At 64.9% G+C, this 26228-nt stretch carries 25 protein-coding genes; 5 read left to right on the forward strand and 20 right to left on the reverse strand.

The window, feature by feature from the left end:
- The 3 genes from lptE to EGJ34_RS04360 form a co-directional block, all read right to left on the reverse strand.
- Positions 1-559 (reverse strand): LPS assembly lipoprotein LptE (lptE, locus tag EGJ34_RS04350; protein ID WP_125359315.1); only part of this gene is annotated, 559 nt, incomplete at its 3' end.
- 124 nt (positions 560-683) lie between these two features.
- Positions 684-3323 (reverse strand): leucine--tRNA ligase, encoded by a 2640-nt coding sequence (gene leuS, locus EGJ34_RS04355; protein ID WP_125359316.1) that lies wholly within the window; start codon positions 3321-3323, stop codon positions 684-686.
- Between the two features lie 165 nt (positions 3324-3488).
- Positions 3489-4088, reverse strand: coding sequence for a DUF998 domain-containing protein (locus tag EGJ34_RS04360; RefSeq protein ID WP_125359317.1), 600 nt, complete (start codon positions 4086-4088; stop codon positions 3489-3491).
- 125 nt (positions 4089-4213) lie between these two features.
- On the opposite strand from EGJ34_RS04360, the gene trxA reads away from it, so the two are divergent.
- The 3 genes from trxA (at position 4214) to EGJ34_RS04375 (ending at position 7424) form a co-directional block, all read left to right on the forward strand.
- Positions 4214-5071 (forward strand): thioredoxin, encoded by an 858-nt coding sequence (gene trxA / locus EGJ34_RS04365; RefSeq protein ID WP_125359318.1) that lies wholly within the window; start codon positions 4214-4216, stop codon positions 5069-5071.
- A gap of 155 nt (positions 5072-5226) precedes the next feature.
- Entirely contained in the window at positions 5227-6867 is a 1641-nt protein-coding gene (locus EGJ34_RS04370) for a CHASE2 domain-containing protein (RefSeq protein WP_260476901.1), read from the forward strand.
- A 92-nt stretch (positions 6868-6959) separates the two neighbouring features.
- Positions 6960-7424: a DUF4442 domain-containing protein gene (locus tag EGJ34_RS04375; protein ID WP_125359320.1), complete on the forward strand. Its 465-nt coding sequence runs from the start codon at positions 6960-6962 to the stop codon at positions 7422-7424.
- Here the strand turns inward: EGJ34_RS04375 and EGJ34_RS04380 are convergent.
- Positions 7357-8739: a hypothetical protein gene (locus EGJ34_RS04380; RefSeq protein ID WP_125359321.1), complete on the reverse strand. Its 1383-nt coding sequence runs from the start codon at positions 8737-8739 to the stop codon at positions 7357-7359. The two genes, EGJ34_RS04375 and EGJ34_RS04380, sit on opposite strands and share 68 nt — an antisense overlap.
- A gap of 78 nt (positions 8740-8817) precedes the next feature.
- Here EGJ34_RS04380 and EGJ34_RS04385 point away from each other — a divergent pair, with 78 nt between their 5' ends.
- Positions 8818-9495, forward strand: a complete 678-nt coding sequence (locus EGJ34_RS04385; protein WP_125359322.1) for a DUF502 domain-containing protein — start codon at positions 8818-8820, stop codon at positions 9493-9495.
- 110 nt (positions 9496-9605) lie between these two features.
- Complete coding sequence (locus EGJ34_RS04390; RefSeq protein ID WP_125359323.1) at positions 9606-11516, forward strand: DUF885 family protein; 1911 nt, start codon at positions 9606-9608, stop codon at positions 11514-11516.
- Between the two features lie 73 nt (positions 11517-11589).
- Here EGJ34_RS04390 and EGJ34_RS04395 read toward each other — a convergent pair whose 3' ends face one another.
- The 16 genes from EGJ34_RS04395 to sctT all read right to left on the reverse strand — a co-directional run bounded on the left by EGJ34_RS04395 (position 11590) and on the right by sctT (position 26226).
- Positions 11590-11910, reverse strand: a complete 321-nt coding sequence (locus tag EGJ34_RS04395; protein ID WP_125359324.1) for a hypothetical protein — start codon at positions 11908-11910, stop codon at positions 11590-11592.
- Positions 11907-12599: a hypothetical protein gene (locus tag EGJ34_RS04400; RefSeq protein WP_221740379.1), complete on the reverse strand. Its 693-nt coding sequence runs from the start codon at positions 12597-12599 to the stop codon at positions 11907-11909. The genes EGJ34_RS04395 and EGJ34_RS04400 overlap by 4 nt, the downstream gene beginning before the upstream one ends.
- On the reverse strand, positions 12580-13128 hold the full coding sequence (locus tag EGJ34_RS04405) for a hypothetical protein (RefSeq protein WP_125359326.1): 549 nt from the start codon (positions 13126-13128) through the stop codon (positions 12580-12582). The genes EGJ34_RS04400 and EGJ34_RS04405 overlap by 20 nt, the downstream gene beginning before the upstream one ends.
- Positions 13118-13942: a type III secretion inner membrane ring lipoprotein SctJ gene (gene sctJ / locus EGJ34_RS04410; RefSeq protein ID WP_125359327.1), complete on the reverse strand. Its 825-nt coding sequence runs from the start codon at positions 13940-13942 to the stop codon at positions 13118-13120. The genes EGJ34_RS04405 and sctJ overlap by 11 nt, the downstream gene beginning before the upstream one ends.
- Complete coding sequence (gene sctI, locus EGJ34_RS04415; protein WP_125359328.1) at positions 13939-14229, reverse strand: type III secretion system inner rod subunit SctI; 291 nt, start codon at positions 14227-14229, stop codon at positions 13939-13941. Before sctI ends, sctJ begins: the two co-directional genes overlap by 4 nt.
- A 75-nt stretch (positions 14230-14304) precedes the next feature.
- Complete coding sequence (locus EGJ34_RS04420; RefSeq protein ID WP_125359329.1) at positions 14305-14634, reverse strand: EscF/YscF/HrpA family type III secretion system needle major subunit; 330 nt, start codon at positions 14632-14634, stop codon at positions 14305-14307.
- 24 nt (positions 14635-14658) lie between these two features.
- Entirely contained in the window at positions 14659-15837 is a 1179-nt protein-coding gene (locus EGJ34_RS04425; RefSeq protein ID WP_125359330.1) for a PrgH/EprH family type III secretion apparatus protein, read from the reverse strand.
- 177 nt (positions 15838-16014) lie between these two features.
- Positions 16015-16629, reverse strand: a complete 615-nt coding sequence (locus EGJ34_RS04430; RefSeq protein WP_221740380.1) for a lytic transglycosylase domain-containing protein — start codon at positions 16627-16629, stop codon at positions 16015-16017.
- Positions 16626-16871: a phosphopantetheine-binding protein gene (locus EGJ34_RS04435; RefSeq protein WP_125359331.1), complete on the reverse strand. Its 246-nt coding sequence runs from the start codon at positions 16869-16871 to the stop codon at positions 16626-16628. The genes EGJ34_RS04430 and EGJ34_RS04435 overlap by 4 nt, the downstream gene beginning before the upstream one ends.
- Complete coding sequence (locus EGJ34_RS04440) at positions 16868-19261, reverse strand: hypothetical protein (protein ID WP_125359332.1); 2394 nt, start codon at positions 19259-19261, stop codon at positions 16868-16870. The genes EGJ34_RS04435 and EGJ34_RS04440 overlap by 4 nt, the downstream gene beginning before the upstream one ends.
- Positions 19262-19385: 124 nt before the next feature.
- Positions 19386-20549, reverse strand: coding sequence for an IpaD/SipD/SspD family type III secretion system needle tip protein (locus tag EGJ34_RS04445; RefSeq protein ID WP_125359333.1), 1164 nt, complete (start codon positions 20547-20549; stop codon positions 19386-19388).
- A 9-nt stretch (positions 20550-20558) separates the two neighbouring features.
- Positions 20559-21821 (reverse strand): hypothetical protein, encoded by a 1263-nt coding sequence (locus tag EGJ34_RS04450; protein ID WP_125359334.1) that lies wholly within the window; start codon positions 21819-21821, stop codon positions 20559-20561.
- A gap of 30 nt (positions 21822-21851) precedes the next feature.
- Positions 21852-23666: a type III secretion system translocon subunit SctE gene (gene sctE / locus EGJ34_RS04455; protein WP_125359335.1), complete on the reverse strand. Its 1815-nt coding sequence runs from the start codon at positions 23664-23666 to the stop codon at positions 21852-21854.
- A 6-nt stretch (positions 23667-23672) separates the two neighbouring features.
- Positions 23673-24200 (reverse strand): type III secretion system translocator chaperone SicA, encoded by a 528-nt coding sequence (sicA, locus tag EGJ34_RS04460; RefSeq protein WP_312023014.1) that lies wholly within the window; start codon positions 24198-24200, stop codon positions 23673-23675.
- Between the two features lie 176 nt (positions 24201-24376).
- Complete coding sequence (locus EGJ34_RS04465; RefSeq protein ID WP_125359336.1) at positions 24377-25432, reverse strand: EscU/YscU/HrcU family type III secretion system export apparatus switch protein; 1056 nt, start codon at positions 25430-25432, stop codon at positions 24377-24379.
- Positions 25429-26226 carry a type III secretion system export apparatus subunit SctT gene (gene sctT / locus EGJ34_RS04470; RefSeq protein ID WP_125359337.1) on the reverse strand — a complete coding sequence of 266 codons (798 nt, stop codon included), beginning with the start codon at positions 26224-26226 and terminating at the stop codon, positions 25429-25431. The genes EGJ34_RS04465 and sctT overlap by 4 nt, the downstream gene beginning before the upstream one ends.
- Positions 26227-26228: the final 2 nt, after the last annotated feature.

The raw sequence follows: 26228 nt of genomic DNA on the forward strand, positions 1-26228 counted from the left end.
GGCTGGCCGGTGTCGCCGGCACCGCCGCCGGCGCGGTCGGGCTGGGCGCACGACCGCGTTCCAGTTCCTTGCGCACCACGCTGTCGATGCGACGCATGATGGATGCGGACATTTCGCGGCGCAGTTCGTCGGCCAGGATTTCACGCTCGGTGGTGGTACCGGTGGCGTCGGTCGGCGGCGACACGTAATCGCGCGAGAGTTCGATCACCTGCTGCGGCACCAGGTCGCTGCCATCCTCGCGGCGGAACACGAAGATCACCGCGTAGCGCAGGCTGTACTCCTGGGCACGGCCCTGGGCATCGATGGCGATGGGCAGGTCGCCCCAGCGCTCGGACAGCACCTGCAGCTGTGCCGCGGGCCCCTTGCTGTCCTCATCGGCCAGTTCCGCACCTGACGCCTGCAGCCCCCGGCGCAGCAGCTTGGCCAGCTCGCTGTACGGCGCGGTGGAGACCACCCGGACGGCAGCGGTATCGGCCGGCAGCATGAGCTTGTTGCGCAGGTGGAAGCCGCACCCGGTCAGGGCAGCGGTGAGGACGAGGGCAAGCAGGAGTCGGATCATGGGCACAGTCTGATTGAGCCGGGCGATACCGGCAACAGGAAATTCGCCCTCCACGATGCCCGAACGCGCGTGAACAAAGGTTGGATGGAACCGCCGCCGGGTGATGCCCGGCGGCGCGGGGCCATCACCCCGCCACGATGTTCACGATCTTGCCCGGCACGATGATGATCTTGCGCACGGACAGCCCTTCCAGGAACTTGGCGGCGTTCGGCTCGGCCACGCCCAGTGCCTCGATCTGGTCACGGGAAGCATCGGCCGCCACCTCGATGGTGCCACGCAGCTTGCCGTTGACCTGCACCGCCAGGGTGACCGCATCACGGACCAGCGCCGCCTCGTCAGCCTGCGGGAAGCGCTGGTCTTCCAGCAGCGACTCGCCCTTGCCCAGCACCTGCCACAGCGCGTGGCTGGCGTGCGGAGTAATCGGATTGAGCAGCAGCACGGTGGCCTGCAGGGCTTCCTGGCGCACGGCCCGGCCCTGTTCGGAGCTGTCGTCGAATTTGGCCAGTGCGTTCATCAGCTCCATCACCGCGGCAATGGCGGTGTTGAAGCTGTGGCGGCGACCGAAGTCGTCATTGACCTTGCCGATAGTTTCGTGGGTCTTGCGGCGCAGCGCCTTCTGCTCGGCGTTGAGCGCGGCCACATCCAGCGCCGGAGCGGCACCGTCGGCGGCGTGCTTGTGCACCTGCGCCCACAACCGGCGCAGGAAGCGCGCCATGCCGTCCACGCCGGCTTCGTTCCATTCAAGCGACTGTTCCGGCGGTGCGGCGAACATCGAGAACAAACGCACGGTGTCAGCGCCGTACTTGCCCACCATGGCCTGCGGGTCGACGCCGTTGTTCTTGGACTTGGACATTTTCTCGGTGCCGCCGATCTGCACCGGCTGGCCGTCGGCGATCAGCGTCGCACCGGTGATGCGACCACGCTCGTCGCGCTGCACGTCCACGTCGGCCGGGTTGATCCAGTCCTTGGAGCCGTCTTCGTTCTGGCGGAAATACGTATCGGCGATGACCATGCCCTGGCACAGCAGGTTCTGCGCTGGCTCGTTGCTGTCCACCATGCGCGCATCACGCAGCAGCTTGTGGAAGAAACGGAAGTACATCAGGTGCAGGATGGCGTGCTCGATACCGCCGATGTACTGGTCGACCGGCAGCCAGTAGTTGCCGCGCTTGTCCACCGCATCGCGGGCACCCGGCGAGGTGTAGCGGGCGTAGTACCAGCTGGACTCCATGAAGGTGTCGAAGGTGTCGGTCTCGCGCTCGGCCGCACCGCCGCAGTCCGGGCAGGTGGTCTTGCGCCATTCCGGGTCGGCCTTGATCGGTGAGCCGGTACCGACGAAATTGACGTCTTCCGGCAGGACCACCGGCAGCTGCTCTTCCGGCACCGGCAGCGCACCGCATTTCGGGCAGTAGATCACCGGAATCGGGCAGCCCCAGTAACGCTGGCGGCTCACGCCCCAGTCGCGCAGGCGATAGTTCACGCGGCGCTGGCCCTGGCCCTTGCGCTCGAAACGCTCGGCCAACGCTTCAAACGCACCCTGGAAGTCCAGGCCGTCGAACTCGGCCGAATTGACCAGCTCGGTTTCGCGGCTCTTGTCGCCGTACCAGTCCTGCCAGCGGCTGCCGTCATATTCACCCTCGTCCTTGCGCGGGCTCTTGAGCGCAATGACCTGGCGGATCGGCAGGTTGTATTTGTTGGCAAATTCATTGTCGCGCTGGTCGTGTCCCGGTACGGCCATGACCGCTCCGGTGCCGTAGCCCATCAGCACGAAGTTGGCCACCCACACCGGCACGGTGTCGCCGGTGACCGGATGCACGGCGCGCAGGCCGGTGTCCATGCCGCGTTTTTCCTGGGTTTCCAGTTCTGCTTCGGACACGCCGCCCTGCTTCATTTCAGCCAGCAGCGCCGCCAGCGCCGGGTTCGATTTGGCGGCATGCAGCGCCAGCGGGTGTTCGCCGGCAATGGACACAAAGGTCACGCCCATCACGGTGTCCGGACGGGTGGTGAACACGCGCAGCGGATCCAGCGCGCTGCCGTCGACATCACGCACGTCGAACTGGATTTCCAGCCCTTCGGAGCGGCCGATCCAGTTGCGCTGCATGGTCTTGACCGAGTCCGGCCAGCCCGGCAGGTCGTCCAGCCCGTCCAGCAGTTCCTGGGCGTAGTCGGTGATGCGCAGGAACCACTGCGGAATTTCACGCTTTTCCACCAGCGCGCCGGAGCGCCAGCCACGGCCGTCAATGACCTGCTCGTTGGCCAGCACGGTCTGGTCGATCGGGTCCCAGTTCACCACCGCGTTGCGACGGTACGCCAGGCCCTTGCGCATCAGGCGGGTGAACATGCGCTGCTCGTGCACGTAGTAGTCCGGCGTGCAGGTGGCGAACTCGCGCGACCAGTCGATCGCATAGCCCATGGCCTTGAACTGGCCGCGCATGTGCTCGATGTTGGCGTAGGTCCACTTGGCCGGCGCGGTTTTGTTCTTGATCGCCGCGTTTTCGGCCGGCAGGCCGAAGGCATCCCAGCCCATCGGCTGCAGCACGTTGTGACCGGTCATGCGCTTGTAGCGACTGATCACGTCGCCAATCGTGTAATTGCGCACGTGGCCCATGTGCAGCGCACCGGACGGGTACGGCAGCATCGAAAGGCAGTAGTACTTCGGCTTGTCCGAAGACTCGTTCACCTCGAAGGCACGGGTGGCGTCCCAGAACTTCTGGGCGGCGGATTCAACCTGCTGCGGGTCGTAAACGTTGGGTTCGACGCTGGTCATGGAAACGCGTGTGCGGCGGCAAAGCGGCACAGGGTACCGCAGTGCGGCAAAGCGCTCCAATCGGTGCCGGAAACGACATCGGCGAGGACTTCATGCTGTTGATATATCAAGGATTTGTGAAGGACGACGTCCGACACCCCCTTTGACAAGCGCGCAAGCCCGGCGTCAGCGCCGCGCCACCGGCAACACCACGGCCAGCCACACCGCCCAGGTCACAAACGCCAGCCGCTGCGCCAGCGGGGCCGGCATCACCATCTGCAGCACCAGCGCGCCAAGGCCCACCAGCACGCCCGCCGCCAGATGCACCGCCGCCAACCGCCGCCCAGCGGACAACCCGCGTTCGCCCAGTCCGGACAGCACCGCGCCCGGCACGAAGGCGAGCACCCACACCATCCACGCACTGGCGTGGTACTGGCTGGCCCGGCTTTCAATATCACTGGCGTCCAGCGGCAGCAGCCCCATCGCGGCAAACGCCAGCCCGGACAACAGCAGCATCTGTCCGCCCACCCGCAGCGACCACGGCGCGGTGCGCGGCACCCGCGCCAGCAGCCGCAGCGCTACCGCCACTGCAATCAGTCCCGGCACCACAAACCCCAGCACATTGAAGGCCAGCGCGTGCGGCACCCCCAGCGCGCCCAGCAGCGCCACCGGATGGCCCAGCGGCAGGTAACCCGGCAGCGCGGCACCAAAGCCGATCACCGCCAGGATGAACAGGCCCGCGCCAACCGCGCCTGCCCACGGGTCATAACGTTGAAGTGTCTGCATGCGCCCATTGTCTGCCACCCGGGCGCGCACGCCTATAGCCGGGCATGACGGCAACGGCCGGGGTTGCGCCGGGCCATTCGCGTCACCATAAACTGGAGACATCTTTACCGGTTGAACTGCCTGCCATGAGCGAAGTGACCCACGTCTTTGAAGCCACCACCGCCACCTTCGAGGCCGAGGTTCTGCAGAAGTCGCTGCAGACCCCCGTGCTGGTCGACTTCTGGGCGACCTGGTGCGAACCCTGCAAGACGCTGGGGCCGATCCTCGAAAAGCTGGCCGCCGAGTACAACGGGGCCTTCCAGCTGGCCAAGGTGGACGTGGACAAGGAGCAGCAGATTGCCGCCGCCTTCCAGATCCGCTCGGTGCCGACCGTATTCCTGGTCAAGGGCGGCCAGCTGGTCGACGGTTTCCCTGGCGCATTGCCGGAAGGCCAGCTGCGCGAGTTCCTGACCCAGCACGGCATCACCCCGGCCGAAGCTGCCGATGAGGCCGCCGCCGAGCCCGAACCGCTGGATCCGCAGGCCCAGGTGGACGTGCTGCGCGCCAGCATCGCCGCCGAGCCCGACAACGAAGCATTGAAGCTTGATCTCGCCGTGGCCCTGCTGCAGACCGGCGGCACCGCCGAGGCCCGCTCCCTGATCGACGCCCTGCCCGCCAACCTCGCCACCGATGAACGCGCCGTGCGCGCCCGCGCGCGCCTGGATTTCGCCAGCGCGCTGCAGGATGCACCGTCGCCGGAATCGCTCGACGCGCGGATAGCGGCCAATGGCGACGACCTGCAGGCCCGCCATCTGCGCGGCGTGCAGCTGCTGCTGGCTGGCCAGGACAGCGCCGCGCTGGATCAGTTCATCGCCCTGCTCGAGCGCGATCCAAACTTCGCCGGGGGCCTGCCGCGCAAGCTGCTGGTGGATGCCTTCAAGGTGATTGACGACGCCGCGCTGGTGGGTAGTTACCGCCGCCGCATGGCCGCGCTGCTGTTCTGAGCCGGGCCGGAAGCGGCACGGCTCCCCTTCCCCGCACGGCAACCGGGTCATAATGCCGGCGCGGGGTGCGGTGCACTCCGGTCCATCCGGGGGGATGTCCGGTTCCGACCATGGGGGTCGCGAGCCAAGCCCCGTGCATCGGGGCTCAGATGATCGTGAGTTCACACCGCTTGCCGCACCCGCTGTCCTGGCCAAGGCGCATCACGCTGCTGGTGCTGGTTGGGCTGGTGGCCGCCACACTCAGTCATGCACAGGTGTTCTGGAAGCAGGACGAAGCCCTCTACGACCGTTGGGTGGGTTCGTGGCGCTACACCCCCGACCCGCGCCTGCTCATCATCGCCATCGACGCGCCCAGCGTGCATGCGCTGGGGCCGCTGCCATGGCCGCGCTCCACCCACGCGCAGCTGCTGGATCGCCTGACCGAGGCCGGGAGCCACCGTGTGGTGATGGACCTGCCGTGGTCCGACCCCGATACAGAAGACGCCAGCCAGGACGCGGAACTGGCGGCCGCCATCCGGCGCAACGGCAGCGTGGTGCTGCCGGTCGCGGCAGTGCCCACCCGGCACCCCGGCGTTGCCGAGGAGCGGTTGCCCATTCCGATGATCGCCGCCAATGCCTCCACCCTGGGTCACAGCGATGTCGAGGTCGACCCTGACGGCATCAGTCGCGGCCTGTACCTCACCGCTGGCATCGGCTCACCTCACTGGCCCGCCCTGGGCGTGGCACTGGCAGGTCGCCGTCCGCCGTTGCCCGGGCGACTGGAAGCGCCCCCGGAAAACGCCTCGCCCTGGCAGTGGCGACGCAACCATCAGGTGCGGGTGCGCTTCGCTGGTCCTGCGCGGACCTTCCCCCAGCTTTCGTACGTGGATGTCCTGCAAGGCCGCGTCGATCCTGGTGTGCTGCATGGCCGACTGGTACTGGTGGGGGTGACCACGCCGGCCGAAGCGCCGCTGCTGCTTACGCCGAGCGCCCCGGTGCGGGGTTTGAGCGGCAGTGAGTATCAGGCCAACGTCGCCGCCATGCTGCTCGACAACAAGACCCTGCGGCTGCTGCCCGGCTGGGCGCAGACCCTGCTGAGCGGCCTGCTGGTGATGCTGTGCGGCGCGCTGCTCCTGGTGCCCCGCACCCGGAGGGGTCTGGTGCTGGCGGTTCCGACGGTATTGCTCGGCAGCTTTGTGTTGCTGCGGTTGAGCGATGTGTGGTTTGCCCCGGTCGCCGCAGTGGTCACGCTGGCCGCCCTGCTGGGCGCGTGGCTGGCCTGGAACCTGATCCACTGGCACCGCTTCATCCATACCGACCCGGTGACCGGGCTGGGTACGGGACCGCGCCTGGAGCATCATCTGCGCGAAGCGCACGGTTCAGCCCAACGCCTGCAACGGCCGTTGAGTGTGGTGCTGGTGGAGCTGGACCACTTCAACACGCTGGTGGACCTTCACGGTCTGAACGCCGGCAACGCCGCCCTGCGCGCCGTCGCGTCGCAGCTGACCGCGCATGCGCGCCGTCCGCATGACGTCAGCGTGCGCCTTGGCACCGACCGCTTCGCCCTGCTCCTGCCCGAGACCAACGGCGAAGGCGCATTGCAGGTGGTGGAAGACCTGATAGCGCGGGTGCGGGGTTTGAACGTGCCCGTACAGCTGGGGCAGACCACACAGGTCACCGTGACGGCCGGGCTGTACTCGCGCGTGCCCGATGCCGCCAGCACGCCCAAGGTCTTCATGGAGGGTGCCAAGGCTGCCCTGCTCCGCGCGCGGAGCACAGGCGGGGATGGCTACGCCACCGACATCATCGACGAGTGACGCCGGGATCATGCACGCAGGTGCCCCCGCGCTTTGAACCATACGCCAGCGAATGGTAGGCTTTCTCCATCTCCCCAACCTCCTTCCGCGCAATGAAGGCCAGTCTGTTCCGCCACGGCATCAATCTGTGGCCACCGTTCCTGTTCGCCGGCATCCACGTCACCCACGTCAGTGACGACTATCGCTACGTCCGTGTGGAACTGCGCATGCGCCCGTGGAACCGCAACTATGTGGGCACCCACTTTGGCGGCAGCCTGTTCGCGATGACCGACCCGTTCTGGATGCTGACCGTGATGCAGAACCTGGGCCGCAACTACTACGTCTGGGACAGGGCGGGCGAAATTGAATTCCTGAAGCCCGGACGCGGCACGGTGGTGGCCGAGTTCCGACTGGACGACGCGCTGCTGGATGGCCTGCGGGTCGAGACGGCGGACGGCCAGAAACATCTTCGTTGGTTCAGCAACGACATCGTCGATGCGCAGGGCGACGTCATCGCACGGGTGCGCAAGCAGGTGTATCTGCGTTTGAAGCCGAACGCACGCACAACGACCGGGTGACGCGGCCGCGCCAGTGCAATGGCAATGACGCACGCACGCGCCCCTGTGGCGCGCCGGCCGTGTCGTACCGTTCCAGCTCGAGCGCATCGCCTGCCGGTGTGCCACGCAGCTCCCTTGACGGGCTCCGCAGCCATGAGGGCAGCTCGGCCAGCGCAGTCAGCGCGTTGTCATCACCCTGCGTCAGCGGCTGCTCGCGCAACCACATCATGATTGCCGCCAAGCGCAGCTGCGCCCCGTGATCCTGCATGCGGTGAACGTATACCTCGTAATCCGGGCCATCGATGCCCATCACGATGCACCCTGTCAGGTTGGCGACGCAGTGCGGGTCCCATACCGGCGGCGGGGCCGGCAATTGAACGCGCTCATCCTCATGAATCTGCGCCTGCGCAGAGGCACTGCAGGAGCGGGACAGCAGCCACGCGGCCCGGGCCTGGGTCTTTTCGGCACTGAAGAAGCCTCGCTGGTACGGCTCTACGCTTGCCGACGTCATTGAAGCCGCCTGGTACGCAAACTCGCCGCGCAGCGGGTGACACATGTCCAACTCGGCGACCGCGGGCGGCGCGAAGGCCGTCGCGCACAGCGCGGGAAGCCGTTCCTGGCGTGGCAGCTCTGACAGGATATCGGTGAACAGGCTGGCACTGCGCTCGGCCCACGCCCCGCCTACCGCCGCCACAAGCAGGCTGTCGCTCCTGCGCATCAGCATGCGTGCGGACATGGCGTCTTCGCATACACCCTTCAGGGCTGCTTGGCTGTCGCCATGCACGTGCGCCAGCGCGTGCGCTGAGGTGCGCTCCATCACCAGTGCCAGTCGCGGAAATGGCATGTGGGCTTCGAGCGTGAACCCATTGCGGTAATGCCCATACCGGCTGAGCGCCGCCACCCGCTCATGCAGGGCGTCGTGACCGGCGTGGTCGGCCGCAACGGCTTCCTGGTGCTTACGTACCTGCTCAAGGCAGCTGCCCGTGTCGCGACGGCACCACCGGGTCTGGCTGCTGATGGCAGGGAAACGATCCCCTGCAACGCTGTCCTGGACCTCGCCGTCTGCACCTCGCGCCATCGCGTCGCGGTGCCGCGCCACATCCTCGGCGAGCAGCTCCGCCCATTGATCTTCTGCGACGCCGTCATAGGGCAACAGCCAGATGGCCGGAAATGCGTTGTCCTGGGGCGAAGGCGCGCTCTCGCCGGCCTGCCGCATGTCTTCCAGCGCCCGCGCCTGCGCTTCGGGTACCGGCAGCGCCCGTGAGATGCCCCAGATCAGCACCGGCAACCCCAACAATGCCCCCAGCACGATCGCCGACGTCTTCCATCCCTTCAACACAGCATTCCTCCCCGGTGCCGCTTCCGGCGGCAACGCGCAGGGTAATCCGGGCGGCAAGACCGCTACAATGCGCCGATGTCGATCGAAGCCCCCCATCTGGTTCCGCGCCCCTCCCTGCAGCGCCTGTTCCTGACCGGCCTGCTGACCCTGCTGCCGATCTGGCTGACCTGGGTGGTGGTCAAGTTCGTATTCGTGCTGCTTTCCGGCATCAGCAGCCCGCTGGTGGTGCCGTTCTCCGAGCAGATTGCCGGCTCGTTCCCGCACTACCTGGGCTGGGTCAAGGTGGAATGGGTGCAGAACGTGATCGGCCTGGCGGCGACGCTGCTGGTCATCCTCAGTGTGGGTGTGCTCAGCCGCCGCGTGATCGGCCAGCGCCTGCTGCGCTGGTTTGGCGCGGTGATCAAACGCATTCCGCTGGCCAGCATCATCTACGAAAGCGCCAAGAAACTGCTGGACATGCTTCAAACCGAGCCCGGCACCACCCAGCGCGTGGTGCTGATCGACTTCCCCCACCGTGACATGAAGTCGGTGGGGTTGGTCACCCGGGTGATCCGTGAACAGGGCACCGGCCGTGAACTGGCCGCCGTGTATGTGCCGACCACCCCCAATCCGACCTCCGGCTATCTGGAGATCGTGCCGGTGGAACTGCTTACCCCTACCGACTGGACCGTGGACCAGGCCATGAGCTTCATCATTTCCGGCGGCGCGGTGGCCCCGGAAAGCGTGCCGTTCACCCGGGCCGGAGATCGCTGAAGGCTGACCGCACGACCAACGGTCGTGCGCTACCGGCTGAATGGCCGGTGGTCGGGGCCGGGCGAATCAGGCAAGCTCCCGGGTCTGTATAGGATTTACGGAAGCGTTCCATGTCCCACCCCGCCCGCGCCCTGGCGCTTGCCTTCGCCGCCGCCCTGATCTTCAGCGCCGCACCGCCGGCTGAAGCGGCCAAGAAGAAGGCCAACCGCCCTGCCGCCGCGCAGACCCGCCCGGCCGCCAAGCCCAAGGCCAAACCACGCGCGCGTCCCGCCGCACCGGCACGCAAACCGCTGGTCCGCCAGCAGAGCAAGGCCGCGCAGCTGAATCTGGTGTACGACGAGTATTGGGATGCCTCCATGCGGTTGAATCCGCTGCAGGCCACTTTCCAGGGCGATGGACGCCATAACGACCAGCTGCCCAACATCCTCTCGGCCGCCTGGCGCCAGCAGTCGCACGATTTCACCACCGAATGGCTGGGCAAGGTCGAGAAGATCGGCTCCGATGGCCTGGAGGGCCAGGACCTGCTGAGCTACCAGATGTTCGTGCGCGACGCACAGATGTCACTGGCGGCGGAAAAGTACCCCTCGTGGATGATGCCGATCAGCCAGTACTACAACCTCGGCAGCATCATGGCGATTCTGGGCTCCGGCTCGGGCGCGCAACCCTTCAATACCGTCGCCGACTATGACGCCTGGTCGCGCCGCTCATTGGGCATTCCGGCGCTGTTTGACCAGGCCATCACCAACATGCGCGCCGGCATGAAGGCGGGCGTGGTGCAGCCGCGCGATCTCATGGAAAAGGTGCTGCCGCAGCTGGACGCGGTCATCGTGCCCACCGCCGAGGAAAGCATCTACTGGGCTCCGGTGCGGAACCTGCCTGACGATTTTCCGGAGGCCGACAAGGCGCGCATCACGGCTGAATACAAGCGCATGATCGAACTGCGGATCATGCCGGCCTATCGCGCTCTGCGCGGCTTCATCGCGACCGAATACCTGCCCGCCACGCGCACCAGCGATGGCCTGTCGGCCCTGCCCGATGGGCAGGCCTGGTACGCGCAGACCGTGCTGCAAAGCACCGCCAGCACGCTCAGTCCCCAGCAGATCCACGCACTGGGCGAGCAGCGCGTGGCCGCACTGCAGGAGCAGATCGGCAAAGTGCTCAAGGACAACCGCATCCGCGGATCGCAGCAGAAGGTGCTGCGCTACATGCGCAGCGACCGCGACTTCCAGTTTGCGACGCCGCAGGCGCTGCTGGGTCGCTACACCCAGCTGCAGCAGCAGGTGGCCGCGCGGCTGCCTTCGCAACTGGACATCCTGCCCAAGGCCGCATTGCAGATCCGCGCGGTTGAAGCCGACCGTGCGGGCAGTGCCGCAGCAGTGAGCTATCAGCCGTCACTGCCCGATGGCATGCGCGCTGCGGTGCTGTATGTAAACACCGGGGCCCTGCCAAGCCGACGCAGCTGGTCGGCACCCATGCAGTACCTGCACGAGGCCATTCCCGGGCATCACGTGCAGCTGGGACTGCAGCAGGAACTGGACAAGCTGCCGCGCTTCCGTCGAATGGGCGGCGACATCGCTTTCGTGGAAGGCTGGGGCCTGTATGCCGAATCGCTCGGCGATGCACTGGGCGTCTACGACGACCCTTATGCCAAGGTAGCCTACCTGCAGGCCGCACTCACGCGCAGTGCGCGCATGGTCGCCGACACCGGCGTGCATGCACAGGGCTGGAGCAAGAAGCAGGCGGTGGACTACCTGGTCAAGACCGCCGACATGCCGGCGGACGACGCCACGGCCGAGGTTGAACGCTTCATGGCCCTTCCCGGCCAGACGCTGGCCAACGGCCTGGGCGAGTTGAAGATGATGGAGCTGCGCGATGCGGTCCAGGCGGCGCAGGGTGCCCGTTTTGACCCGCGGCGCTTCCACGCCGAAGTACTGCGGGACGGTTCAATGCCGCTGGATATCCTGGACGCGAAGATCAGGCGCTGGATGTCGGCACCGGCGGAACAGGCGACAACACCGTAGAGCCGGGCTCTGCCCGGCTGAAAGCGGTGCGCAACGGAGCCGGGCACAGCCCGGCTCTTCTTTGTCGCCGTGGTCAGTCGGCGTAAGGCTCAGGCTTCACGCCCAGCTTCTCGTCCGGGTCACCCAGCATCATGGCCTGCAGGAACTCGCCCTCGAACCACTTGCGGCACATCATGTCGACCATTTCCTTCGGCGACACCGGCATCGGCTTGGTGCCGGGCTTCTCCTGGATCGGCTGGATCTCCGGGACCAGATCGCTGAAATCCGGCCTGCGCTCTTCTCCCCCCGTGCCTGCGCCAACCACGTCCCGCAGGCGCTGATCCAACGAAGTGGACTTGCTGCTGGGAAGGGCAGAGAAATTGGACGCCACGGCGTCGAGCTTGTTCAGCATCATCGGTTTACTCCATTGACAGAATCGGGAAATGGCAATGGCTTCAATCGGGCGTTGATCGCAGCCAGATACCGGGAGGCACGCTCGCGCGCACCGGCTTCAAGCGCATCGGCATCCACGCTGGCTTCCACCGCACGGCTGAGCGCATGCACCGGATCCAGTTCGTATACCAATGCACCCACGCTCAACACGGGCAATGCCCCCTGCCCTTCCAACACTACGAGCGGGAGCTCCGGCGTGTGTTGCGCCAAGCGTTGCTGCAGTGCCTCACGCAGTGCATCCATCTGCGGCGGCACGTGCAGGCGGATGTCGGTCTCGCCGCTGGCAAACGCCTGTTCGCAACGACGGATGACCAGATCGGCCTCGACCGACTCTGCTGCCAGACTGGCGCTGATGACCGTGCGCAATTGGCCCAGCACGGCTTCACGCAGCGTCTGCACGTCCGCCAGCGCCGCTTCCAGCAGCGGTACCGCGTGGGTCACCGCTTCGGCATAGCCCTGATGGAAGCCATCACGATGGGCGTGTGCGGTGGCCAGGGAGACCTGCGCAGGCACCCCCTCCAGGACCGCCGCCGCGCGCCGCCGGGCCGTGCTGACCAACCGGTCGGCGCGTGCGGCCTGGCCCAATGCGCTGGGCGAGATGATCCCGCCGACCGCGAAGCTCAGCGCCTGCTCAGGAAAGCTTTTCAACATAGTTCAGGGCACTCCAGAAGAGATCAAGGTCCGGGCGGACCTCCAGTTCGGGCGCGTCGCCGCTGTCGGCATGCAGCGGCAGCGCCAGGCGCGGTCCCAGCCACGGTGGCAGCAGAGGAGCCAATGCCCGCACTTCGGCCGCGCCCCAACGCAACAAGGAGTCAGGGTCTTCATCCAGCGGCAGTCGTGGTCGCTCGGGGGTGTCGTACCGCGAGTAGCCCGCGCGCATGAACGCCTGCAGCGGCAGCGGCAGCGCGGTGCCGCCGCGCTGCATCGACACCCAGTCGCGCAGGCGCGCCGCACCTATCAGGATCGCCACCTCGGGCAGCCGCTCCCATGCGGCGACCACGCGCCGCGCCAGTGGCGCGCGGGCATGCGCGCCGGCCGACGGCAGCGGCAGGTCAAGCTGGCGGATCAGCGTGGCATTGAGCCAGCGCTGCTGGGCCGCCGTCGCCTGCGCGTACGTGGAACGCCAGGGCCGGTAGTAGCTGGCGGGTGCGTATACCAGCCGCAACAGTTCAGACTCCACGCCAGCGGCTCCCGGTGGGCGAAGGGTTGCGTCGGCTCAGCCGCCGCCACAGAGCACGCGCGCCGTTGGCCACGGCTGGCACTGCGCGCATGAGGACCCAGCCACCGAGCACCAAGGCCACGCCCAGCACCGCAAACACCACCAGCATGAGCATGGACACGCCGCGCTCGCTGGCGGACGTCACCGCCAGAGTCCGCGGGCCTTCGACCTCGGTCAGAATGACCGAGACATTGTCGTAATCAATGCCATCGAAGGTATTGCGCAGAAACCGCTTGATTGACTGCATCAGGACTTCCTCATCCACACCGGGCGCGTGCGCCACCACAGCGGCTACATGCATGCGGCGCGGATTGGTTCGACGGTTCTCTCCGCCGATGCTGGCGTCGTAGTTCAGGTGCACGCGGGTGGACTGCACACCGTCAATCAGCTGCAGCGACTCTTCCAGGCGCTGCTCCACCGCGGAAATCAACCGTGCGCGCTCACCGAGCGGCGTACTGACCAGCGAATCCGCTGGAAACGCACTGGCAACCTGGCTGCGCGGAGCTGACGGGAGGTCGTTGCGCTGCATCAGCTCGATGGATTCCGGCAGGTCGCGAGCCGCCACCTGGACCTGATAGCCGCCCTTGCCGGCGTTGAGTTTTTCGGCGGAGATGTTATGCCGCAGCAGCACCGCGATCACCTCGTTGGCTTGGCGCTCGTCCAGGCCTTCCAGCAGCGGCTTGCGCGCGCAGCCGCTCAGCATCAGCAGGGCCAGCACTGCCAACAGCACCCACCCCACCCTGCGGGAGGTAGCGGCAAACAACGGCGTGTTCATGACTTGAGCAGCGTCTCGACGGTCTTGTTCATGTGATTGGCCAGGCCGGCGGCCACGGTCATGCGCTTGGTGTAGTCGGCCAGTGCCGTCTGCAGGGCGAACATTTCGGTGGGGTTGGTCGCGGTATACGGATCGTTGCTGGCCGCATGGATCAAGGCCTGCTGTTCGCCGGCGGTGACGTAGCTGTTGGCCAGGGCCTGGCTCATGCGATCAGAGAGCGATACGGCGGCACCGTCTGCGCCTTCGGTCGCGTCGATCGCCGTGGCTATCTGGGTAACGTGCAGCATGGTGGGGTTTTCTCCTGCGGAGTCTTGCGCGAGGGAAAGCCGGCCGGACAGGAACGCTCCGGCCAGCAGGATGCATCAGCCCAGGTTTCGGGCATTCTGCTTCTGCATGTCAGCCAGGCTCTTGGCCGAGTTGGACTGCAGCGAACGGTAGGTGGTGTACTCGGACAGCGCGGTCTGGTACTTAGCCAGCTTCTTGGGGTCGGTCGGATCGCCGGTGTTGTCATCCGACCCGTCGCCTGCAAGCTCATCGAACGCTTTCTTCAGCTCCTCTTTCAGCTTGGTCACACCCTTGTCAAATGCATGGCTGTGCTCACTCAGCCAGCCCTTCCAGCGGTTCAGATCTTCGGGATGGTTTGGATCCCAGCCATTGCCAGGCGCAGGTGCCGGGCGATTCAATTCACTCATTTCACTTCTCCAGAGTAGGATGGTTCATCTGCTGCCTGAGGTCGAAAACTCCCAACGACCCTCACCAATGGAGAGCAGCTGATCGTCGGAGTACTGGTAGGAGCGCCCTTTGAGCAGGTCGTCCCACAAGCGGATGTTGATGTGCACGCGGCGCGCGCCCCATTCCTGCACGAACTCGTCGCGGTAACGTGACATGGCGTGCAGTGCGGCATCGTCAAGGAAGGTGTCGTTGGTAAGACTGGTTCGTCCCGCCTGGGTGCCCAGCCGGGTGGTGATGCCGCGGGCACTCAGCCCGTTGCGGGCAAGGCTGACCAGATGGCCGTCGCCGACCGAGCGCACGTCGATGCGGGTCGCGTAAGGCAGATGCGGTGCGAGCATGGCCGCTACGCGGCGACGGCGCTCGCTGTCGTCCGCGCTGACGGCGGTAATCACCACTTCGGGTACCTGCGGTGTACGAAGCCGGATCACCGCGTAGTCCACGCCAGCGCTGTCAAGGAAGGTGCCGATGCGTGCGATTTCCAGATGGCGGATGTGGTAGATGTCCTTGGTGCGGCCGGCACGCTCGCTGGCGCGCTGGCCCCAGCTCATGGCTTCGGCGGTGTCACTGAACGCGTGGATGCGGCCATGCTTGTCGTGCACCACGTTGTAGTCGTAAGGCGACTGCGCCAGCACCAGCTCCAGATTGCGCACCTGGGTCGCCGGACGCTGACGGTCATAGACCCACCAACCGGTGGCCGCCACCACCGCCGCCAGTGCCGCGAGCGTCAGCCAAAGTGTGATCGGCGCTCGCTGAGGTGCGGCAGCGGCAGCATGTTCCAGCGATGCGTACGGTGCCACCACCGGCAGGCGATGATCCAGAACCGCCGCCGACCAGGTCTCGTTCTCCTCACGCACGGCCAGGGTCAACCCTGCCACGTACACAACCTCATTGAGCGGCAGCTCCTGCGCGATCCAGCAGATGTTGCCGTTCTCACGCACTTCCAGGCTCACTTCGCTGTCCGCGCAACGGACACGGAACGACGCGGGCAGGTGGTCACCCGGGATGTAGAACACGTTGTCCGCGTTGGCCAAGGTGCTCTCCAGCCGGTCTTCATGCAGCGTACGCGCCGGTCCCACGTGAAAGATGGTGTCGCCCGGCAACAGCGTGAATTCGACGCCGTCGAGCTGACCCGAGAGCAGTTTCAACTTGTGAATGAGAGACATGCGGAATCCGAAGACGAGGACGAAGAAGTGAAGCGGCGCGGCACACCGGCTGCCACGGGGCGCAGACTGACAGCTGCGCGCAGGTCAACGTACAAAATTAGTTTCAAAGTGATTTCGGCGAGCGATGTCAACTGCATGCTGCGCCAGGAAGAGTCGCACCGGTCGAAGCGCGCGTCGTCAATCGCGGGGCCTGTGATACAGCGCAGAGACTTTTGCAACGTATTGACGCGTCTCCGCAAATGGCGGAATCCGATTGCCATGGCGCTGAACCGCGCCCTCGCCGGCGTTGTACGCAGCGAGCATCAGTTCGAGGTTGCCGTTGAAGCGACGGTGCAACCACACCAGATAGGCGGTGCCTGCGCGGAGATTCTGCAGCGGGTCCAGCAGATCCCGCGCGCCGAAGCGCTTACCCGTGGCAGGAATCACCTGCATGAGACCCAACGCACCGGCGCGCGAGCGCGCCCGCTCGTCATAGGCCGATTCCACGGTAACGATGGCGTGCAGGAGCCGCGCGTCCACCGCGTGCTCGGCCGCCACCTGGTCAATCAAGGGAGCCCAGCGTGCATGACCTGCCGGGCGCACTGCCGATGGCACACGCGCACCGGGTTTCCCACGCGCGGACGCCCGCACCGCCATGGGACGGTGCGGGTCGAACGCGGTGGCTCCGGCCAATGGAGTCGGTGATACCTGCAGCTGACCATCAGGCCCCAGCGTGGCATAGACCCGGGCCTGCGCCGGACTGGCAGTGGCGGCTACAGCCGCCACTGCCATCGCACACACGCCCAGTTTCACGGCAGCGCCGAACCGGTTACGGCCACGTACAGCTCGATCACGGTGCTGACGCGCTCCAGTTCCTCGGGCGTAGGAATGCGGCCGCCGGCCTCCTCGATGTCGATCAGCAGGGCGTGCATGCCCAGCGAGTCGATGCCCAGGTCCTCGACCAGCCGCAGCTGGCCGGTGATCTCGCGAGGCTCACGTTGCAGGTGGTCGCCGATGCATTCCCGCAGGTCGTTCAGCTCGAAGTGGCGTTTCATGGACGCTGCCCCGGCCAGACGCCCCAGCCCTTGCCGGATGAGCTTCTGACGATGAAAGGCGCTGACGAGTTCAGGGCAGCGCGCTTCTCCTGAATCTCCGCCAGCAGCCGCGCTGACATGGTGACTGAGTTCATCTTTGCCGCGTCAGCGCGCTCAAGCGAACTGACGTGACTCGATGTGTCCTCGCCTCCGGTCGATTCATCCAGGCCGGAGTCACGCGAGGCAGAAAAGTAGGAGTGAGACAGCATGGATTTCTGCACCACCATGTCGTCGCCCGTCTCGGATTCCGGCCGCTCCGCAGCCGCCCACAGACGCGCATGCAGAGCATCCACATCAAACGAGCGTATCCGCTCCATATCCACCGGCCTCGGCTCAACATTGGTCAAATCCCGAAGGTGCTCTGCCTGGGAGCTGGTGAGGGAAGTAGTGCTGGAAGCACGGGCACGCCAGTCGTCCCGAAGTATCCGGTCACCCTGGTTGATCGCTTCCTGCGTGCCGACCGAGTAATTCAGGCCTCTCTTCTCCCGCACCACCGCCTGCAGGGGAAGGTGTTCGCCTGAAGCTCGCTTGAGCTTGATCGCATCGAAAAGCGCCTGAAGCTCCGGCTTGGTCCCGGCTACTGGATCGCGCTGACCTGGACGTCGCCCCGCGACACGCTCCATGCTGTCGAAAACACTCACGCCGGACGTCGAACCGGACATGCGTGACGACCCCGAGTTTCGTCGGGAGACCGGCTCACTCCCGCTTGTCGATGACGCGATGCTTCCCGCTCGCTGGAACGCACGGAAGTCGGCCACGTTCACTGTGGTATTGGGAAGATCGGCGCGCGCTTCGACCAGTTCCCCGTCACTGAGTATGCTGCGGCTACGACCGTAGGAGCGATCATCAGGTTCCGCAACGAGCTCCTTGACGTAGGACTCGAACTCATCGTTGGGCACCGTTTCCCTGGTGTGAACCTCGACGCGCACAGGCGTTTCCACATCGAGTTCGAATGCCTGCTCTTCCTGGAACTCCGCCACATTCCCCTCAACTGCAACGTGCTCGGAAGTCACGCTCGCCGACGCGGGCTGCCCAGCGCAGGAGAAATCGAAGAGCGCTGACTCACGCCTCATCTCATTCTGCTCGGCATGCATGACCGGCGGCAGATCCTTCTCAACGCCAGTGTTATCCACACCACCTTTCAGCCAACGCGACAGCTCGGCATTCTTCTCCGCCAGCTGTTGCTCCAGATCGCGGATGCGCCCGTTCTTTCTATCCAGGCCCTGCTTGAGATCTTCAGTGAGACCCAGCAGACGGTCCACGCGCTCTTCCGCGCGCCCCAGGTTGTACGCATCCCGCCGCGCGACATCGAGCAGATTGGAGACCGAATTCAGATCCAGGCACCTGCCCTCCAGCGCTTTCACCAGATCGCTGAAGTTGTTGTTCACCGTGGTCGGCGAGTTGTTGTACAGAATCGGCGCGCCCGCGCTGCGATCCAACAGCTCGCGCGGCACTGCCGGAGGCTGGGTGTCCTTTCTGTCTTGGGGATTTTCCGGCCCCTTCTGGCCTGGCTGCCCTTCGACCACGATCTGCGGGATCTTGAGCAACATCAGCAATCCATTCTGGACCGTATCCGTCTTACCCGTGAGAATCAGATGCTCAGCGGCTGCACGGATCTTCTCTGCTGCGCGCCCCTGCAATACGCTCATCACATCGAGCGAAGTGTGGCCCTCGTCTTTCAGCTTCTTGACCAACCCGCCCAACCTGTCCCCAACGGCCAGGGTCAGCGACTCCTGCAGTACGCCCTGGACAACACCGCCGACGAGCTCCTGGAGATCCAGCGAGCTCACGCACTTGACGAGGCACTCGCCGGCTTTGGCCAGCTCGGCCGCGGCATGCCTGGAGGCACCTCCCATGCTCATTCCTTGAGGCGCGCGATCACATTTGCCCGAGGAAACCGCCATGTTGACGATGGCCTTCCTCAAATCCTTCTCGCATTTGATCAGCTTGGGATCATCGGGACGGCTTGCCATAAGGTGCGTCACCGCCGCATGCAGGGTTCCCAGCGCGGAAAAGCGACCCAACACGATATTGCCGAATCGTTCGGGCTGGTTCGGATCCAACCATGACATGGAACGACGTACCGCTTGCGCATCCGCGCTGGAAAGCGCCGGTTGCGCCCCCGCGTCGAGAGACGCCGACATGACATCGAACGCCTTGTTTGTGGCATAGCCAAAAGCGCGCTGCGCGTACATTCCTGACACGTTGGTCATCTGACACGCGGGGAACTGACTGGGTCGATTGCCAATATCCGCCAATGGGAGACGCCCTACTGCCTTTGCGAGGCTGAGTTCCCGCACCAGCATGCTGGGGTGGGTGCCGGCGATGGGGGTTTGAATTCCGTGTGGCATGGATTAATCCTGATGTTCAATTGATCGCGTTCAGCGCAAAGCCCACAAGCGACAACCGGTTTCCAGATTGCAGCTTGTGAGCCGGGTTGGGACGAATGAATCGGCTATCCGACCGTGACCTTCATCAGAGTCCGTTGATGAAGCTCATGTCGGCATCAGTGATTTTGTCGATGGTGGAGCTGAGAATCTTTACAATATTGTCGAATTGCTGCGTCGTCTCACTCAGCTTCTCACCCAGCACCTTGCTCATATGCTTGATCTGCTCGACGTTGCCGTCTTTGGCCGAGATCCAGGCGTTGTACTTGGCACTGTCCCAAGTGAACACGGGTGCGAATGGGCTGTTATCCATGCTTTTGGCAATCTGAGCCACCTCGTCCATGCTCATTTTGACCCTGTATAGCCCATCGGACCCCGGACCATCGACCTTCAAACCCGGTATTCCAATGCTGTCGACAAATGCCTTCGCTGCTTCCTCGCTCGGAAACTCCGCGAGAGCGTTTTCGTCAAGACCGTACTTGCTCATCAGGCTCTTGAGCTCGCTTAGAACTTCACTGAAATCGACCCTCACGTCCCCTTTGTCGCCGACGCCATCAACTTTGATATTCTCCATGATGTCGGAGAACTCCTGGTAGAACTCCAGGAATTTCTTCATCGCGTCCTGATACTTACTGAGCCAGTTCTGCTTCAAGGCAGACAGTAGTACGCCAATCTGGTCGTAGAACTCCGCGTGTGAGTCCCAGATCAGACCGGTGGCGTCTTTGGTCGCTGGATCAATGGGCGGCGGACCGTCACCTGTGGGGCGCTGCTCGCGGGTCTGATCGGTCTCACGCGTATCCCGGGTATCGCTGAAATCCAGGAAGCCCAGAACGCGCAGCAGCTCCATGTTGGGTCGCTGGGCATCGTCGATCGCGGCATCCAGCTCACCGGAAAGCTGGGCTTCACGCTCACGATGCTTCTTGAGCAGCTCCTGCATCTCGGGGTGACAGGCGACCTCGCTGCCCTGCGGCATCAATGTGGAGGGAACCGCCGACAGACCCAGTTGCGCCGCCATGGCAGCGGACTGCTGCTGCGACGCGTTCAGCTGTGCGGTGTAGCGCATGGCCACCTGGCTCTGCTTTGCCCAGGCGTGGCGCACGTTGTCCATGAACACCTGTGCCTGGCTCAGTTTCACAACGGTCGCGGGGTCGAGCGCGAGCGGATCGGCTCCCTTCTGCGTGTCGGTGGGAGCCAGCGCATGGGGGTGGCGAGCTCCGATGCTGCCCGGATTGGATTGGATGGCGGTCGTCATGTTGGAACCTCAGGACTTCTGGATGATGTGGCTGCTGGTGCTGGCGATGAGGTTCATCAGGCTCTCCAGCATCTGCGTGGTGGCTTCGCGCATGTCGCGGTTCTTCATCTGCTGGTCCTGATGGGCATCGGCGACGCGCTTGAGCGTTTCGGCTACGTTGAGCATCAGCTGGCGTTCGGCCTCGGTGGTCTCGGCCTCGATCTGAACGCCGGCGCTTATCGTTCCGCCGATGGACGGAGCCATCATGTTCAGCATGACGGCGTTGCTTGCCGGAATCTGCGACTCGGCCATGCGATACGCGTGCGCCGCCTGCAATGCGTCGCTGTTGCCGTAGGCCGATACCTCATTCACGGCGGTCTTGATCTCGGAGGTATAGGAAGACGCATCATCCTGCAGGTCTGCCGCGGGGCTGCCCTGTGTGCCAGACGACTTCACGGGGTCGCCATCGACATTCCGGGCAGCGCGATGCTGCGCGGAGGGCAACCCGGCCGCCTTGGTGGCATGGCTTTGGCCCGCTGCACCCACGCTGGCCCCGTTGGCGGTGTTCTGATGCCTGATGTTGCTGTCAGTCTGCATGCTGGTGGACTTCATCGACTGCTTAAGTGCTGCGCCGCCGATCGCCCCTGTCAGGAGCGTTGCACCAATCGCGCCGCCCAGATTCTCACGCGCCTTCTGAATACCCCTCTCGCCCGCCACGATGGTCATCTCACGCTGCATGATCACCATCTGCGAGCCATTACGGCGATCCATCGCCTCGAACTTCAACAGCAGTTGGCGCAGCAGGGTCAGCAGGTTCGCAAACGGACTGCTCTGGATCCAGGCTCCCATATTGGCTGAACGATCCGCCGCATCGGCGTCGATGCCGTTGGGCTGCTGCGTGGCACCGGTATCCCCCTGGGCGTCGCCCACGCCGCGCATCATCACAGTGGCGGCGGCCGCTTCAGCCAGGCGCGCTTCGGTACCCGCCTCCGTTTTGACCGGGTCGCTGGCTCCTGCCAGCTGCGCCAGCATGGTCGGCAGCTTGCTCATGATCCCGCTCAGCAAGGCAGACGCCTCACTCAGCGGGATGGCAGGCGCACGCAGGTTGACCAGCGAATGGACAGCGGTCTTGCCGGTATCAACGACCATCTGGGCGGCGAGGCCAGCCACGAGCGCGGCCAGGGTCGCCGAATCCATGCCCGCGGCTTTGATCTCGGCGCTCTCCTGCGCCTTGGACTCGCGTGACAGCAACGGCTGGAATGCCGGGGTATTGGAGATGATTGCGGTAGTCATGAGGTAGGTCCTTGAATGGATGTGCCAGGGTCAGGCAGCGGCCGCGCCGACGCGCGAGGTGATATGCGACGCCGTCTGGTCCTGGATTTCGCGCACGTCGGTCATGTTTTCGAACAGGGCGGCGATCAATGAGTTGGTCTGCAGGTAGTAGTCCAGGATCATCTGGATCAGGTCGCGGAAGATCTCCGAGTCGGCCATGCCACGCTCGAGCTCGGCCAGCATCTTGGCCGCGTCCAGGTGCATCTCCGCGATGACGATCGAGCCGACGCCCTGCGCGGTCTGGTTGGCAAACTGCATGCCGTGCATGGCCTTGGTGGCCTGACCAGCACGCAGCGCCAGCGTGTCGGAGTTGGTACCCACCACCTTGGAAACAGACTTTGTCACCGCCGCGGCGATGTCGTCTACGGTGTGCTTCAGGCTGTGGGCCGCGGCCTTGATGATGGCGGGAAGCGCCTTGCTGATGGCTTCGGTCACCGCCTTGGTAACCGCCTTGGTCACTGCCTGGACCGCCGTGGTGCTGGCTGCCTTCTTGCTGACAAAGGCGATCGCCACGACCATCGCGGCCACCGCGATCAGCGCCACCACGTCCTTGATCTTGTCCACCACGTCGGCGGAGACGCCCAGCGCCTTCAGCGCGCTGCCCACCACCTTGGCCACTTCCTGGACCAGCTTCATCACCAGCTTCATGATCGGCTCAAGCACCTTTCCGAGCGGGTCGAAGCCCAGCTCCTGGCCGATGGCCAGCGCCAGCCCGACACCGGCCAACGCCATGCTGACACCCCCGGTAAACGGAGCCGCGATCACCGCCACCACGGTGACGACCCAGCCGATGATCTTGCCGAGGCAGCCCATCTTCTTCTGTGCCTGCTCCGCCTTTTCCAGCTCGCGCTGGTATTCCTCGGAGCGACGCAGGTTTTCGGCCTCGCGCGCCTTCAGCATCGCCTGGACAAACTCGGTGTCCTTCGCGAACTTTTTCAGGTTTGCGTCACCGATGATCTTCTGCAGCGTGGCCAGCAGGAATTCCAGTTCAGACTGATTGGAAAGTGCCTGTTCGTCGCCCCTCACGCTGATGCTGCGGTTCGGATCCAGCTGGTCGGCCTGGCGCTTGAATTCCTCAAGGTCCTTCAGCGCGCTGTTGAGGGTGTTCAGCGCTTCGTTGAGCTTGGCGTGGGCGGTGTCCACCCTGCCCTGCTGGACGGCGACGTTGGCCTTGGCCGCTTCAAGCTGGGCGCGGAGTGCTTCCTGCTCTTCCGGCGGCGCGTCTGCCAGCGCCTGTTCCAGACGGGCAACTTCAGCCTGCGCCTTCTTGAGTGCCTCCGCGGCCGCCGCCAGTTCACCCTCGGCCTGTCCGGCTTCGCCCATGGCGGCGTCAACGACGGCCTGCGCCAGCTTGATGGCTTCGGACAGTTCGGCGGCACTGGCAGCGCGTGCCGCCAGGCGCGCCTTCACCAGCTCCAGCTGGGACGCCAGATTGCGGCTGTTCTCTTCGCTGACCGCGCTGCTCAGCTGCATGCTCATCATCAACAGCACCGCTTCCGGGGTAAGCTGGCGCTGCTGTCCCGGAATGCCGGGATTCTGCTGGTGCGCGGCGCGCATCAGGCGCGGCATGTCGGGCTGGCGCAGCTCCGGGGTGCCTGGGGCCTGCGGCCTGGCGGTCTTGGCTTCGCCGGCCTGCTCGGTGGCGGCCTTGGCAAGCAGGTTGAGCGCATGCTCGTCAATGGCCTTGATCTGCTGCATCGAGGCAGCACCAAATCCGGCCGAGACTTTGGCGGCGGATTCGTCCGACTTGCTGGTGGCTCCGGTGAAGGCGTAAGGCGTGGTGCCGAGGGTGGCGGAAATGTTCATGCGGAATCAGTCTTCCTGGGTAGATTCGGGAGGTTCGCTGGTGGTGCTGGCCATGGCCTGCAGATAGGCCTGTGCCTTGCCCACCAAGGCAGGTTCGTCCGAACGCTGGGTGACGGTCTCGAAGCAGTCGCGCGCCAGCGCGACCTTGCCCATTGCCAGATGGCACTGGCCGACGTGCAGCATGGGCCGTTCGTCACGCTTGAGCAGGGCATATGCCAGCGCGTACATGTCGATGGCTTTGGCGTACTGCTTCTTCATCTGCAGAACGGCAGCCAGCCCGAGGGCGTAGTCACCGTTGTAGAAGTCGTACAGGTAGAGGAAGCGGAAGAAGGTTTCCGCCTCGTCCAGCCGGCCATCGGTGTAGAAGCGATGCGCGTAGGCGTAAACGCTTTCCAGCATGTCGTCACTGACACCCTTCAGGTCCTTGAGGGCGGCACCTTGTTGGGCTCCGTCCAGCAGAAGCTGGGCCATCTCATCCAGCATGGCCTGGTCGGCGTCGGATCCAGCAGTGTTTTCGGGGGCGGTTGCATTCATGAGGGGTTACCTGGGTTGGGTGCCGCCGTTACTGCAGGACAAGCACAGTGTGGCGGCGGAGGCAATAGGGGGCTTTCGTGTTTCACTCATTTGTGGTGTATCGACCAACGGTCGATACCTACCGTTTCTGTATCGACCAACGGTCGATACCTACCTTTCTTGGCCAGGGTCGATGCCTAGGCGGTGGGTTCGTCCTGGTCGGGGTCGAAGCCACGTCTCTGGCGCTCGACCTGGAGCAGCCAGTCGAGGATCCGGAGTACTGAATCGGTGAGGTGGCGCGGCACGAACTGATAGCGCCGGGTGCCGAAATAGACGCCGCGCGCCAGTGGGATGTCACGCACCACCGGCACGCCATGGAACTCGGCGCACTGGATGACCCGGCGCGCGCGGTGCCCGCGCTCGCGCACGGACACGAACTGCAGGCCGGGGTAGTCCGGATGCAGGTAGATGCCCACGGCGATGTGCGTCGGATTGGCCAGGATCATGGTCGAACCGGCCACGTCAGCCTGTACCTGCGCCGAAAGCTCATCATTGATCTGGCGGCGCTTCTGTTTGATCTCCGGGTTGCCGTTGTGGTCCTTGTGCTCCTGCTTCACCTCGCTCTTGTCCATGCGCATGTCACGGATGTAGAGACGGTGCTCGACGAAAGCCGCGCCCAGGAAGATCGGTGAAAGCACTGCCAGCAGCAGCGCGGTGCTCTTCCAGCCCACGTCGTGCCACAACGCACCAGCGGCCTTGTCCGGCAGCATCACCTGCGAAAACAGCGTCGGCGCGAACAGCTGCCACGCGAGGAAGGCGAACAGGCAGCCGGCCAGCAGATACAGCACGGCGGTAACCGCGCCCTTTACGGTCTTCAGCGAGAAGAGGTTCTTGAAGCCGGACACGGGATTGACCCTCGCCAGGTCGATCCGCACAGCTTCTGCGGCGATGACGCCCTTGCTCTGTACCAGCGAGATCAGCACGGCGGCCACGATCGCCGCCAGCCCCACCGGCACCACCATCCACAGGAAGGCAACGGTGGCCTGGTGCCCCGCCTCGGCCGGGGTGAGCGCAAACCCGCGTTCGGCCATGCCGCGATAGAACGCGTGCACATGCCCGGCCGATGTCGCAGTGGCCAGTGCCACCAGTCCGGCAATAAGCACGGCTGCGGCAGCAAGGTCACGACTGACGTAACTCTTGCCCTTTCTGGACTCTTTGAGCAGGCGGTGCGGTGTCGGCTTTTCAGTCTTCATTGGGCGGCCGGAAGCAGCAGTCTGAGCGCGTCGGTGCTGTCACGAATCAGCGGCACCTGCCGCGTGATGGTGGGCATGAGGTACAGGAACAGGGCAACGAAGGCGATCAGCGACTTGATCGCCAGCGAGATCGAGAACGGGTTGAGCTGCTGGGCGAAGCGCGACAGCGTTCCCAGCAGGATTTCCACCAGAAACAACAACAGCAGGACCGGCAGCGCCATGCGCACCGCCCCGGCCAGCAGCGTGCCGGCGAAGTCCTGCAGATTGCCGAGGTTGAGCGAGACAGGGCCGCCCATCGGCACCAGCGCATAGCTATCCTGGATCACTTCCAGCAGCGCGATCATGCCGCCGGTGGCCATGAACACCACCACGCTCATCAGCTGCAGCAGATTGGCCAGTTCCGTAGCTTCCATGCCGCTGACCGGGTCGAGCATCGCGCCAACGCCGGCACCACGCTGGTTGTCCACGATTGCGCCCATGGCATGGAAGATGTGGAATGGCAGCGCAACGACGACGCCCATGGCGGTGCCAATCAGGACCTCGCGCAGCAGAGCCCCGCCCATTGCCAGCATGTCCTGCGGGAAGCCCGCTGCGGTACCCACCGTGGATGGCCACAGACCAATGAGCACCATGACGGCGACCACGGTACGGGTCATCTTGGCGGGCATCACGCCGGGTGCCAGGTATGGCACCCAGACCAGACAGGCACCTATCCGGGCCATGCCCAGCACCAGTGGCGGCAGATGATCGCGACTGAGCGCCACCAGCTCGGCGTCGAGGGGGGACAGCTGCATAT

Source organism: Stenotrophomonas sp. 278 (genome assembly GCF_003935715.1).
In the GTDB taxonomy this organism is placed as follows: domain Bacteria; phylum Pseudomonadota; class Gammaproteobacteria; order Xanthomonadales; family Xanthomonadaceae; genus Stenotrophomonas; species Stenotrophomonas maltophilia_AH.